10 protein-coding genes are annotated in these 14,296 nt (G+C 40.9%); 2 read left to right on the plus strand and 8 right to left on the minus strand.

Annotated elements, in window-relative coordinates; genetic code table 11:
- From spxR to ADM50_RS07975, 6 genes are all read right to left on the minus strand, one after another.
- A complete protein-coding gene (gene spxR, locus ADM50_RS07950) occupies positions 1-1,278 on the minus strand; it encodes a CBS-HotDog domain-containing transcription factor SpxR (RefSeq protein ID WP_000033809.1) in 1,278 nt (425 codons plus the stop codon).
- On the minus strand, positions 1,271-1,822 hold the full coding sequence (locus ADM50_RS07955) for a GNAT family N-acetyltransferase (protein WP_049485227.1): 552 nt from the start codon (positions 1,820-1,822) through the stop codon (positions 1,271-1,273). Before ADM50_RS07955 ends, spxR begins: the two co-directional genes overlap by 8 nt.
- Positions 1,823-1,837: 15 nt before the next feature.
- The gene (locus ADM50_RS07960) at positions 1,838-3,097 is read right to left on the minus strand and encodes a UDP-N-acetylglucosamine 1-carboxyvinyltransferase (protein WP_049485229.1); all 1,260 of its coding nucleotides are present in this window, start codon (positions 3,095-3,097) and stop codon (positions 1,838-1,840) included.
- A gap of 160 nt (positions 3,098-3,257) precedes the next feature.
- Entirely contained in the window at positions 3,258-4,763 is a 1,506-nt protein-coding gene (pyk, locus tag ADM50_RS07965) for a pyruvate kinase (protein WP_001042815.1), read from the minus strand.
- Positions 4,764-4,829: 66 nt separating this feature from the next.
- Positions 4,830-5,837 carry a 6-phosphofructokinase gene (gene pfkA / locus ADM50_RS07970; protein ID WP_000820882.1) on the minus strand — a complete coding sequence of 336 codons (1,008 nt, stop codon included), beginning with the start codon at positions 5,835-5,837 and terminating at the stop codon, positions 4,830-4,832.
- An 80-nt stretch (positions 5,838-5,917) separates the two neighbouring features.
- Positions 5,918-9,019: a DNA polymerase III subunit alpha gene (locus tag ADM50_RS07975; protein ID WP_049485230.1), complete on the minus strand. Its 3,102-nt coding sequence runs from the start codon at positions 9,017-9,019 to the stop codon at positions 5,918-5,920.
- A 414-nt stretch (positions 9,020-9,433) separates the two neighbouring features.
- Here ADM50_RS07975 and ADM50_RS07980 point away from each other — a divergent pair, with 414 nt between their 5' ends.
- Both ADM50_RS07980 and ADM50_RS07985 read left to right on the plus strand, forming a co-directional pair.
- A complete protein-coding gene (locus ADM50_RS07980) occupies positions 9,434-11,716 on the plus strand; it encodes a Xaa-Pro dipeptidyl-peptidase (protein WP_049485232.1) in 2,283 nt (760 codons plus the stop codon).
- Positions 11,717-12,236: 520 nt separating this feature from the next.
- Complete coding sequence (locus tag ADM50_RS07985; RefSeq protein WP_049485233.1) at positions 12,237-12,707, plus strand: arginine repressor; 471 nt, start codon at positions 12,237-12,239, stop codon at positions 12,705-12,707.
- Positions 12,708-12,741: 34 nt separating this feature from the next.
- On the opposite strand, the gene ADM50_RS09655 is transcribed toward ADM50_RS07985, so the two are convergent.
- Both ADM50_RS09655 and obgE read right to left on the minus strand, forming a co-directional pair.
- Positions 12,742-12,906, minus strand: a complete 165-nt coding sequence (locus ADM50_RS09655; protein ID WP_049485235.1) for a hypothetical protein — start codon at positions 12,904-12,906, stop codon at positions 12,742-12,744.
- A gap of 9 nt (positions 12,907-12,915) precedes the next feature.
- Positions 12,916-14,226: a GTPase ObgE gene (obgE, locus tag ADM50_RS07995; RefSeq protein WP_000061637.1), complete on the minus strand. Its 1,311-nt coding sequence runs from the start codon at positions 14,224-14,226 to the stop codon at positions 12,916-12,918.
- Positions 14,227-14,296: the final 70 nt, after the last annotated feature.

Below are 14,296 nucleotides of genomic sequence, written 5' to 3' on the forward strand. Positions count from 1 at the left end.
CTAATTAATTTTAACCGTAACATTTGCTTTTGAAACAATCTGATGACCATGATAAATATCATAATCAATAATAGCTGAGCGTCTCGTGTGGTGAATAATACGAGCCTGAATCCGCAGAGTATCATCTATCTGTACAGCCTGCAAGAAATAAATCAACATCTGTTCAATGATGAGATTACGTCCGCTATTGACAACGAGATCTTGGGTCATATGGTTGAGGATTTCAGCCAAGACTCCATTAGCAAGGACCCCATTTTTCTCCAACATGAAAGGCTCAACAGTAATGACGACCTCATCATGATGATAAGAGAGTTTTTGCCCGATTTGCTCGGAGAAAGTCGGCAAAGCTGAAACTTGGGAACGACTCATCTTTTCCATGACATCTCGTCGTGTTACGACACCGAGTAAGGTTTGGTTACTTCTGACAACGGGAACCATCTCAAAGTCTTCTGCAATCATCCGTTGACTGACATTGGCAATATTGGTCGCTAAACCTGTTACGAAGATACTTCGTGTCATCACCTTGTCAATCGTTGTACTGGGAGACTTGTCTCCTGCGTCACGCATGGTAACAACTCCAACAACCACTTGGTGTTGGTTAATGACTGGGAAACGACTACTTCTGTTCTTACGGACCAAGTCTAGATAATCTTTGACCGTATCCGTTTCTCTCAAAAAACCATACTCATGACTGGGACGATAGAGCTTTTCGACTGTCAGAATATCGGTTTTGATTTGAACATTTGAGAGGGCTTTGTTAATCATGGTCGCTACTGTAAAAGTGTCATGTTTACTTCTTAGAACTGGAATCCCTTTTTTATTAGCCAACTCAAGAACATCGTCCTGCACATGAAAACCACCTGTTACAAGGACTGCATTTTCATTTTCCAAGGCTAAAAGTTGAATGCGAGTGCGGTCTCCTACGATCAAAAGACCACCATCATGGAGATAGGACAGGATATTTTGCTCTGTCATAGCTCCAATGGAGAATTTGCTAAACTCTCTCTCCAACCCTTCCTGACCAGCTAAAACTTCAGATGAGGTGACCTCAGCGATTTCAGCATAGGTAAGCCGCTCAATAGCCACTTTCTGGGACTTGACTCGTATGGTTCCACTACGTGGCCGAGTTTCAACAATTCCACGATTTTCAGCTTCTTTGATAGCTCGGTAGGCTGTTCCGTCACTAACACCTAGGTGATTTGAAATACTACGAACACTAACTCTCTTCCCAATTGGTAACTCTTCCAGATAAGACAAAATTTCCTGGTGTTTACTCATTGAACTCTCCTTTTACGTAACGAAATTCAAGATAGTCCCTCATTTTTCGTGTATAGCGATCGCTCCCCTTAAACTGTCGGAAGAGACTAAATCCCGATTTTAAGGCTACTTTTTGGCTAGCTTGATTCTCCAGATGAGTGATGATGGATAATTGTTTTAAACCAAATTCTTCAAAAGAAAGGTGACAGAGTTTGCTAACAGCCTCTGTCATAAAACCTTGCGACCAAGCATCTTTTTTTAAGAAATAACCAATTTCTGCTTCTTTTTTGATTTCATCAATCTTTTCAAATTTAATGGAGCCAATCATTTCCTGATTTCCTTGGAGACAAATTGACCAAACACCCAGAGGATTCTTCATAAAATAGTTAGCAAGGGCGTACTGACTTTCTTCCAAACTTGCTTGACTGGGAAAAATAAACTGCAAATTCTCAGGGTTTGAAGCAATCTCGAAAAACGCTTGACTGTCACTAAAAAAGAAAGGACGCAAATACAAGCGCTCCGTTTCAAAAAAAGAAAACATTGCTAATTTGGTCCAAATATTCATAATCACCTCAACGGCTTAGTCTTCAACGAGTGTAATATCCGCTCCAAGACTACGCAATTTTTCAATAATATCTGAGTAGCCACGAAGGATAAACTCAATATTCGTAATTTCAGTCTGGCCTTGAGCCATTAAGCCAGCGATGACAAGTGCAGCACCAGCTCGCAAGTCTGTAGCTTTTACACTTGCCCCGTGTAACTTACGACCACCGTTGTAGATAATGTGATCGTTTGTAGTCGTAATATCCGCATCCATTTTTGCTAACTCAAAGACATGATTGACACGTTTCTCATAAATCGTATCAATAATCGTTCCACGACCTTGCGCAGTTAGTAAAAGTGGCGTGATAGGCTGTTGCAAATCGGTTGCGAACCCTGGATAGGGTGCAGTTTTGATATTGATGGCCTTTAAACCAGACTGTTCTTCAACGAAGATACTGTCTTCTGAGACCGTCATACGAACGCCCATTTCCTCTAGTTTGGCGATAAAGCCTTCTAAATGTTCATAGAGAACGTTGTTAATGCGAATTCCTTTTCCTACCGCTGCAGCAAGTGAAATATAAGTTCCAGCTTCGATACGATCTGGAATTACTTGGTGACGAGTCCCATGTAGTTTCTCGACACCATCAATAATGATAATATCAGTCCCTGCACCACGAATATGGGCCCCCATGTTGTTCAAAAGGGTAGCAACATCGATAATTTCCGGTTCACGAGCCGCATTTTCAATGACAGTACGTCCCTTAGCTTTAACCGCAGCAATCATGGTGTTAATAGTTGCTCCAACGCTGACGGTATCCATGTAAATACTTGCGCCATGAAGCCCCTTACCTTGGGCAGATAAATTCATATTATCTCCCTCATAGCTGACCTTAGCACCCATGGCTTCAAAGGCTTTTAAGTGAAGGTCAATCGGACGAGGTCCCAGATCACATCCACCAGGAAGTCCAACTGTAGCTTCACCAAAGCGACCTAAAAGACTTCCGTAGAAATAATAAGAAGCACGCAAGCTATTAATTTTGCCATAAGGCATAGGAATGTTTTGAACACCTCTTGGATCAATCTCCAAGACATCGTCATAACGCTTAACAGATGCCCCCATGATTTCCATGATTTCGACAAGACTAGCAACGTCTGAAATATCTGGAACACAATCTAAAGTGACAATATCATCTGATAAGATAATAGCTGGAATAAGCGCTACAACACTATTTTTAGCACCACTAATGGTGATCTCACCTTGCAATGGACGTCCACCATTGATGACAATTTTTCTCATGTTTTACTCTTTCAAAATTTACTAAAAAGGTCTTTTCGTTCTATTATACCATAATTTTCAGTTTTTTCCCATTCCTATTTACTAAATACCATCTCATTTTGATAAAAAAAGACCTATCACTCAAGCTTTTCAGCCTGAAATGATAGGTTTTTGTGTTAGATTAGCGTACAGTGCGGATGCGCATTGTGTTTGTACGAACAGCTTCGCCAAGTGGTACACCTGCAACGATAACAATATCATCACCAGATTCTACCAAACCTTGCTCAACTGCAATTCTTTCAGCGAGATCAAACATATCATCAGTGTTTGATGGGCGATCAGTGGTTACTGGAATAACTCCCCAGTTAAGCATCAAACCACGCTCAGTCAATTCATCGAAAGTGATTGCCAAGATATCAGCATCTGGACGGTATTTAGAAATCAAACGAGCAGTGTGACCTGTCTTAGTAAGAGTAACCACCAACTTGATATTCATAGAATTTGTCGCATCCTTAACAGCTGAAGCCATAACCTCAGTCTTAGAATTACGTGACAAGTTAACAGATGACAAGCGACCGTATTCTTTTAAAAGAGTTTGAGCATTCTTGTCAATTGTTGCCATTGTACGAACAGACTCAAGTGGATATTTACCATTTGCAGACTCACCTGAAAGCATTGTAGCGTCGGTTCCGTCGATAACAGCGTTAAACACATCTGATACTTCTGAACGCGTTGCACGTGGTTTTTCAGTCATAGTTTCAAGCATGTTTGTTGCTGTGATAGCGACTTTACCAGCTGCATTTACTTTTGTAATAATCATTTTTTGGTAAACTGGAACCATTTCGAATGGTACTTCAATACCCATGTCACCACGGGCGATCATGATACCGTCAGCAGCTTCAATGATTTCATCCAAGTTGTCAATACCTTGTTGGTTTTCGATTTTCGCAAACAATTGAACGTGACCATTACCAGTTTCTTCACAGATTGCACGAACTTCGTTAACGTCTTTCGCAGTACGTACAAATGAAATCGCGATGAAGTTGATACCTTGTTCCAAACCGAAACGGATATCATCGTTATCACGTTCAGCAAGAGCTGGGAAAGGAATTTTAGTGTTAGGGATGTTTACACCTTTTTGTTTAGCGATAATTCCGTCGTTTTCAACTTCAACTTCAAACTCACGAGTTGCATCGTCTTTTGCAACAACGCGAAGACCCAATTTACCATCGTCAACCAATACTTGACGACCAACTTCAACATCATCGTAGATATCAAGAGCACCAGCAACGTTCAAAGCAATCACTTCACGAGTTGATTTGATTCCTTGTTTAGTTGCAACACGGATTTTTTCACCAGTTTTGTAAGAGTACTCTTTTGCGTCACCTTCAAACAATTCTGTACGGATTTCAGGCCCTTTAGTATCAAGAAGGAAACCAACTTTTTTACCTGCAAGTTTTTCGGCAAGTTTAACAGTTGCCATACGCTCACCTTGTTCTTGGTGGTCACCGTGTGAGAAGTTGAAACGGAAAGTGTTTGCTCCTGCTTCAATCAGTTTAGCAATGTTTTTAGCTGAAGCTTCAACATCAAGTTTTTCACCCCAGTATCCGTCTTCACCGAATTTTTTACCACCACGGATTTCAACCGCAGGACCTAAAGTTGCAACGATTTTTACACGTTTGTTCATGATTTTTGTGACTCCTTTATATAATTCGACCTTTTATGGTCATGTTACCAAATTAATGAAAGTTGATTAGGACAAGCTCTTGTTCAAAGCAGAAAGTTCAAGATCAGCTTTATGAGGGTTGTTAACAATAATCTTACCTTCTGCAGTTAAGCTAAACAAAGCTCCTTCTTCTGCTGTACCAAGGATTGGATTCTCAACCATTTTTTCGTTACGGATACCAACAGCGACACCACCGATTCCTTGTTTAAGGAGTTTAACAGCGTGTGCCCCCATACGTGATGCCAATACACGGTCACGCGCAGTTGGTGATCCACCACGTTGGATGTGACCAAGTTCTGTTACACGAAGGTCACTAGTGTCTCCTGCTTCTTTTAGTTTTTGACCAAATTCAGCTGCTGACATAACACCTTCTGCCAAAACGATAATGTTGTGTTTTTTACCGTGCTCATAACCAGCTTTGATACTAGCTACGATATCTTCCATCTTGAAGCCTTCCTCAGGGATGATAATTTCATCAGCACCAGTTGCGATACCAGCCCAAAGAGCGATATCACCAGCGTTACGTCCCATTACTTCAACAACGAAAGTACGACGGTGACTTGATGATGTATCACGAATCTTATCAATCGCATCCATTGCAGTCGTAACTGCAGTATCAAATCCAATTGTGAAATCAGTACCTACGATATCGTTATCAATAGTTCCTGGAAGTCCGATAGCAGGGAATCCATGCTCAGTCAAGCGCATAGCTCCGTGATAAGAACCGTCACCACCGATAACTACGACTCCTTCGATACCGTGTTTTTTCAATTGCTCAATCCCTTTAAGTTGGCCTTCAAGTTGTGCAAACTCAGGGTAACGAGCAGAGTGAAGGAAAGTACCACCACGTGAAATGATGTCTCCTACTGAAGCAGCATCAAGTGGATAAATTTCACCGGCAACCATACCTGCATATCCATCATAGATACCAAAAACTTCCATTCCTTCTGAGATTGCTTGGCGAACTACCGCACGGATGGCAGCATTCATACCAGGGGCGTCTCCACCACTGGTCAAAACAGCAATACGTTTCATTTGGTTATGCTCCTTTTTCTTTTAACATTCTTACTGATTATATCACATTTAATTGGAAAATTCTTCTATTTTCCGTATTTTTAGCGATAAATCGTTTTCATTGCAATTCCCTCTAATTTTTCCTCTAGAGCAGAATCTTTTTTTACAAAATGTTGAGTAGAAACAACCGTTTTTTGTTCCTCTTCATACCTGATAATGACAGGGATTGGGCCTTTGTATTGTTCTAGAATATTTGAAATCTCTTTATCGTATTCATGATTTTTAACTTGAATCCAGAATCGTTCCGCCACTGCTTCTTTCAAATCTTGTGCAATCATTTGCAGACGACCATCTCGGGATTGAACTTTACCATTGATATAGTAGAATTTTCCCTCGGATAAGATGGAAGCGAATTTTCGATACTGATCTGAAAATACAGTCACATCCAGTTTAGACTTACTGTCGTGAACCTGTAGAAAGGCCATACTCTCGCCTTTCTTGGTTCGAATCACTTTTATTTTTTGTACTTCAACTAGAAGAGTTGTCTGAGATCCCTCGGTTAGATTAGTGATTTGCGTGGTCGGATATAGGGCTTGTTTGGCAAGAGTTTGGAGAGGATGGGGACTGATACCTACCCCAATCAGTTCCTGCTCTTTGTAAAATTTCTCTGCTTCCGTAAAATCATCAGCTTCAGTCCAACTATAATTTGTATCCGCAAAGAGACCTCCCAACTCCTCAACAAAGACAAATAAGTTTGGGAGGTTGACTAAGATTTTCTGACGGTTCTTATCAAATTCATCAAAAAGCCCTAGTTCAACCAAAGAAGTCAGAAGCGACAATTTCTTGTAATTCTTGGGAAGACGTGTGATAAAATCTTCAATGCTTGAGAAAGGACGATTTTCAATAATCCAGTAAGACAAATCTCTCGGCATTCCCTTAATGGCTTTTAGACCAAGATAGATTTTCTTCTGAGAAATCTTATCATGATAGGGAATGCTGTTGATTGCTAAGGGAGCTACTTCAAAGCCCATCTGTAATGCATCTACAATGTAATCACTGCTAGAATAGTTCAACATAACTTGAAAGAAAATAGCAGGATAGTGTGTCTTGAAATAAGCAAGCTGGAAAGCCAGCGCTGAGTATGCATAAGCGTGGGATCTGTTAAATCCATAGCCAGCAAACTTTTCCATCACTGCAAAAACTTGGTTGGCCTTTTCTTCTGTATGCCCCAATTTCATAGCTCCTGTGATAAAATCTTCCTTCATCAAATGCATCTCTTTAGCATTTTTCTTACCCATGGCCCGTCTGAGAATGTCAGCTTTACCAAGACTGAAGCCTCCAAAACGCTGAGCAACTTGCATGACTTGCTCTTGATAGAGCATAATTCCGTAGGTTGATGACAGAATGTCCTCCAAGGCAGGATCTAGTACCGTCACCTTTTCTTTACCATGCTTACGAGCCACAAAATTATCAATATAGTCGCTAGCCCCTGGTCTGTTGAGTGAGGTTGCGGCAACTACCTCTTCAAAAACTTGCGGCTGAACTCGTTTCAAGAGTCGAATGGCACCAGGTTGTTCAAATTGGAAAATCCCTTTCGTATTTCCAGCGGCAAAGAGAGCCAAGGTTTCTTTGTCTTCCAGATCAATTTCTTCGATTTTTAGATGAATACCCTCTGACTCAGCCAATAATTCCTGCATTTTTTGGACAAAAGTTAGGTTACGCAGACCTAGGAAATCCATTTTTAGAAGTCCATTGGCTTCAACACCATGAGCATCATACTGGGTGATGAGCATATCCTCACCATATTTTAGAGGAATGTAATCCGTCAAGTCTTGGTCACTCATAACGACTCCGGCCGCATGGATAGAGGTTTGACGAGGATAACCTTCAATCTTTCGAGCAATCTCAAAAGCTTTTTGGTATTCAATCTTGCTATTGATGACCTGCCTAAATTGCAAATTCTTTTCATAAGCCGTTGTTAGCGTATCTCGAAAACTGATTTTTTTCGTAATATTGGTTAATTCATACTCTGGAACACCATAACGTTTGAAAACATCACGAATTGCCTGTTTTGCTCCAAAGGTCGAATAAGTGACAATTTGTGCCACGTGTTGACTACCATACCGATCACGAACATAGCGAATGAACTCTGGTCTATAGAGGTCAGGAATGTCGATATCGATATCGGGCATGGTATAGCGCTCACGATTTAAAAAGCGCTCGAAAATCAAGTTCTTTTCAACCGGGTCAATTCCTGTAATATCCAGTGAGTAAGCTACTAGACTACCAACCGCAGAACCACGCCCCATTCCCATATAGTAGCCTTGGGAACGTCCAAAACGGAGCAAATCCCAAACTACAAGGAAATAGTCGTCAAAGCCCATATCATGAATCACAGCTAATTCCTCATTTAGTCGCTCATGATAGATAGCTGAGGTTAGCCCCTTGTCACTCAAGCCTTGCTCAGCTCTTGCTCGAAGCTCTTCTACCGCTGGTCTTTCAGGATTAAAGCGAGGAAGTTTTAAATTTGGGTCGATTTGATAGCCTACATTCTCTATCAGACCTTGGAGATTGGCAAGCGCCTGAGGGAAGCGATTCATAAAACGTGCTTCCAAGTCTGAGGCAGGTAGAAAGATTCCTTGTTGTGAATGCAGATCCACTTCTCTCAGACTGACATTGTCCTTGACTGCTGACAAGATTTGTAAAACTTGAATATCTTCTTTTTCAAAAGAGTTGACCTGATAGAGTGGAAGAATGGGCCTAGTAAAGACTTCTTGAGGAGTATCTGGACTGACACCGATAAAATAATCATGCCCCAAATCCAGCTGTTCGACCCCATTGAAATAGGGAACAATAATGGCCACATCTTCGAGGTGGGAGGTGAAGTCAGACCATTTTTTCCGTCCAGTCATTTTTAAAGTGGATAACTTCATCAACTCTTGATAACCTTTAGTGGATAGGGCTAGAAAACGTAGAGAGAGATTCTCCTCATCTTTGACCAAGGTCATTTCTAGACCAATTAAAGGTTGAATGCCATGCTTACGAGTCACTTCTAGAAAATGATAGGCTCCATAGAGATTATCCACATCCATGATAGCAAGGTGAGAATAGCCGTATTCTTTAGCCATTTGTACATATTTTTCAATCGAAACCACACTTTCCATAAAACTATAAACAGTCTTGGTGTCGAGCTGTGCAATCATTTCTTCTCCTCCTTGCTTTCGTTTTACTACTATTATACCATTTTAAGCTGGATATTGAAGCAACTCTGCACTTTCTTTTCAATATCATCAGTTACAAACTTCTTCTCTTCTTCCTGTTAAATTCTTCATTTTTCAAAGGAAGAAAATAAAAAATTAATATTATATAATAGTTTTAAATGTAAATTTAGATATATTTATACCAAACGAAGAATAATAAAGATAGGAGTTATATGCAGTTTTACATATAAAAATCTCTAGAAAAAGGCTTACTTCTATGGTATTTATTCAGCGTTTTATAATAACTTACCAAATAGATATGCTGGTTTAAGAAATTTATTTCATTTAAGTTTATTTATTCCATTTTTCCCTCTTTTTTGATATAATAAATCCAGTCTGTTTTCAAAGGAGAGAAACATGCGTTTTAATCAATTCAGCTATCAACCAACCACTAGTTCTCAACGATTTGAGGAACTAGAAGGTCTTGGTCTAAAGCTGTCACCCCAACTGTCCTTAAAAAGACAGTTTGAAGACTTCATTCGTTGGAGTTTTTTCACTTATTCTAACACGGATTATGCCTTATCGACTTTGGCTGCGGATAAAGAAACAGATTTAGTAACTTTTTTCCAGTCAGACCGTGAGTTAACTGCGGAGATTTTCTACACAGTAGTTTTTCAACTTTTAGGATTTAGCTATCTTGTTGACTTTGAGAATGCTGAACAGTTTCGTAAAGAAACTGGTTTTCCTATTGTTTATGGAGATCTCATTGAAAATCTTTATCAGTTACTCAATACGAGAACAAAAAAAGGAAATACGCTCATCGATCAGCTTGTTAGTGATGGACTCATTTCAGAAGATAATCACTACCACTACTTTAACGGTAAAAGCTTGGCAACCTTCTCTACTCACAATGTCATTCGTGAAGTCGTCTATGTCGAGAGCCGTGTGGATACTGATAAAGACGGACTCCCTGATCTAGTCAAAGTCAGCGTTATTCGCCCACGTTATGATGGACAGATTCCTTCAGTCATGACTGCCAGCCCTTATCACCAAGGGACTAACGACAAAGCCAGTGACAAGGCTCTCTACAAAATGGAAGGAGAGCTTGAGGTCAAACCGCCCCACACCATTGAACTTGAGGAGCCCAAGCTGAATTTAATCGAACCTCATGGTCAAGCAGAAGTCGTCTCAGAAGCTGAAGAAAAGCTATCTCATATCAATAACTCATACACACTCAATGACTACTTCCTCCCACGTGGATTTGCCAATCTCTATGTATCGGGTGTTGGAACCAAAGATTCTCAAGGACTCATGACCAATGGTAACTACCAGCAGATTGAGGCCTATAAAAATGTGATTGACTGGCTTAATGGCCGTTGCCGTGCTTTCACGGACCACACGCGGAATCGTGAGGTCAAAGCTGACTGGTCAAACGGCAAAGTCGCAACAACAGGTATTTCCTATCTAGGTACCATGTCTAATGGTCTCGCCACCACTGGTGTTGATGGCTTAGAAGTCATCATCGCTGAAGCAGGTATCTCCTCTTGGTACAACTACTATCGGGAAAATGGTCTAGTGACCAGCCCAGGGGGCTATCCAGGTGAGGATTTTGACTCACTTGCTGAGCTGACCTACTCTCGCAACCTCCAAGCCGGTGACTATATTCGTGGCAATGAAGCTCATCAAACAGACTTAGAAAAGGTTAAAGAGAAACTCGATCGCAAGACTGGTGACTACAATCAGTTTTGGCATGACCGCAACTATCTGCTCAATGCTCACAAGGTTCAAGCTGAGGTCGTCTTTACGCATGGTTCCCAGGATTGGAACGTCAAACCTCTTCATGTTTACCAGATGTTTCATGCCCTTCCTAGCCATATCAATAAGCACCTCTTTTTCCATCATGGTGCCCATGTCTATATGAATAACTGGCAGTCGATCGACTTCCGCGAGTCCATGAATGCCTTGTTAAGTAAGAAATTGTTAGGACTTGACTCAGGTTATCAACTTCCGACTATTATCTGGCAGGACAATTCCGAACCGCAAACATGGCAGAGTCTTGATGACTTTGGCAAGCAGGATGAACTGCATACCTTCTCTCTTGGAACTGAAGAGAAAGTGATTCAAAACCAGTATGATCAAAAAGATTTTGATCGTTATGGTAAGACTTACCAGACTTTCAACACCGAACTTTACCAAGGAAAAGCTAATCAGATCACCATTGACCTTCCAGTAAGTCAAGACATTCACTTAAATGGGCGAGTGGAGCTGAAACTTCGTGTCAAATCGAGTACGAACAAGGGCTTATTATCAGCCCAACTGTTAGAACTTGGACAAAAGAAATATCTGCAGCCTTATCCAGCGGTTTTAAATGCTAGAACCATTGATAATGGCCGTTACCACATGTTAGAAAATCTCTGTGAACTACCATTCAACCCAAGTGCCCAACGTGTCATCACCAAAGGCTACCTTAATCTTCAAAATCGAGCCAATCTCTTGACGATTGAAGAAATCCAACCAAATGAATGGATGGACTTCAAGCTAGAGCTTCAACCAACTATCTACAAACTTAAAAAAGGAGATACTCTCCGTTTGATTCTCTACACCACAGACTTTGAGATTACAATTCGAGATAATACAGACTATCAGTTGACTGTTGATTTAGCACAGTCTAGTCTTATCCTACCTTGTCAAAAGGTATAATCTACCAGACTTTCAATATGGAAGTATTCAAAGGAAAAGTCAATGAATTTGACCATTGAACTTCCTATAACCAAAGTTTTCCACTTGAACAGTCGAATCAAACATAAATTTCGTATCAAATCCAGTTCATCTGAAAGCATTTTAGAAGCCCCTAGATAGAACTTGGACAAAAGATACTCCCTCTAACCAACATGTGTAACCATTTATCATACACGCTACTACACCACATGTTGGAAATCTCTGTGAATTAACATTTAGAGTGAATTCACAAAACGCCGTGACAAAAAGCTACCCAAATTGAATGATTCACTGTCATTAAAGAACATCAATGTAGATGAACGGATTGCTACCCAGTTTATCTGCACCCAACTAGTGACAAGTTAAAAGAAGGAGAATCTCTCCATCTAGTTCTTTATCCTACTGACTTTGAAATCATCATACGTGACAATACCGCCTACCACCCGACTGACGTTATCGTTCAGTCCACGCTACTGTACCTTGTAAAAGGAGTACTTACTTTATGAACAAATCAGAACACAGACACCAACTTATCCGCGCCCTCGTTTCAAAAAACAAAATCCATACTCAAGCTGAATTACAAGCTTTGTTAGCGGAAAATGATATCCAAGTTACTCAGGCTACCCTATCACGCGATATCAAAACCATGAACCTTTCAAAAGTGCGCGAAGAGGATAATTCTTATTATGTGCTAAATACAGGATCAATCTCCAAGTGGGAAAAACGTCTTGAAAACTATATGGAAGATGCTCTTGTTATGTTGCGTCCTGTGCAACACCAAGTTATTTTGAAAACTTTACCCGGTTTAGCCCAATCATTTGGATCTGTAATTGATTCCTTGGCCTTTCCAGATATCGTTGCAACCCTTTGTGGAGACGATGTCTGCATGATCATCTGTGAAGATGCTACAAAAGCACAAGCATGTTTTGAAAATCTTAAAAAATATGCCCCACCATTTTTCTTTAGCGAATAAAACAAATCCCGTGATTAAAAATCACGGGATTATTTTATTCATTTGAAAGTGTTTCTTCTTTCTTTGTACGTGCTAATCTAAGAGCACGTTTGGGATTGAGACGATTAAACAATTCTTCTAGTTTCTTTTCATTCCATACGTCTGCTGCAGAAACAAAATTTCCCTCTGCATCTCGGAATGATATCGGTTTATCTCCCATATCAATCTCCTAGTCTACAAATTCAAACTCAAACTTGCCGATTCTTACCAAGTCTCCATCCTTAGCTCCACGCGCACGAAGGGCTTCGTCAACCCCCATACCACGTAACTGACGAGCAAACTTCATGACTGACTCATCACGGTCAAAGTTGGTCATGTTAAAGAGTTTCATGAGTTTTTCACCAGAAAGTACCCATGTCGCATCATCATCACGACTAATCTCAAAGGCTTTTTCTTCCTCGTCAAAGCCATAGTAAGCCTCTTCTTCCATATCGGATTCATCATAAATCGGGAATTCTGGAGTCTTGTCTAACAATTCAGCTGTCGCGTCCAAAAGTGTTGCCAAGCCTTGCTTGGTCAGACCAGAAATTGGGAAAATGGCTGGAAGTTCCTCAAACTCGTCGTAGTTTGCTGCCAACTTTTCCTTGAAAGTTTTAAGATTTTCCTGACTTTCAGGCATATCCATCTTGTTGGCCACGATAATCTGTGGACGTTCCATAAGACGAAGGTTGTAGGATTCTAATTCCTTATTGATAGCAAGGTAATCCTCATAAGGATCACGTCCTTCGCTAGCTGACATATCGATGACATGGAGGATAACTCGTGTACGCTCGATATGACGGAGAAACTGGGTTCCAAGACCAACACCTTGACTAGCTCCCTCAATCAAACCTGGAAGGTCTGCTACTGCAAAAGATTCACCTGACTGTGTACGAACCATCCCTAGATTAGGAACAATCGTCGTAAAGTGGTAAGCACCGATTTTAGGTTTAGCTGAAGTGATGACACTAAGCAAAGTTGACTTTCCGACAGATGGGAAACCGACCAGGCCGACATCCGCTAGAATCTTCAATTCCAGTTGCAACTCACGTTCTTGACCTGGCTCTCCATTCTCAGAGATTTCAGGTGCAGGATTTTTGGGAGTGGCAAAACGGATATTTCCACGACCTCCACGACCGCCATGAGCCACGATAAATTCTTGACCATGTTCAATCAAGTCTGTAATGACTTTACCTGTTTCCGCATCACGTACAGTAGTCCCCTGTGGTACGCGAACACGTAGATCTTCTGCACCACGTCCGTGCATTCCTTTGGTCATTCCTTTTTCACCGGAATCAGCCTTGAAATGACGGTTATAGCGGAAATCCATCAAGGTACGTAAGCCTTCGTCTACCACGAAAACAACGTTACCTCCACGTCCACCATCACCACCCCAAGGACCGCCATTAGGGACATATTTTTCACGGCGAAAGGCAACCATGCCATCGCCACCATTACCAGCCTTGACCTTAATCTTGGCTGTATCTAAAAACATACTCATATTTTCTTCTCACTTTAAAAAGGCTGGGGAGAACCCAGTCATTAGTTATTGTTTCTATCCTCGTAGCTTG

It is taken from the genome of Streptococcus oralis, from assembly GCF_001075675.1.
Classification (GTDB): Bacteria; Bacillota; Bacilli; order Lactobacillales; family Streptococcaceae; genus Streptococcus; species Streptococcus oralis_V.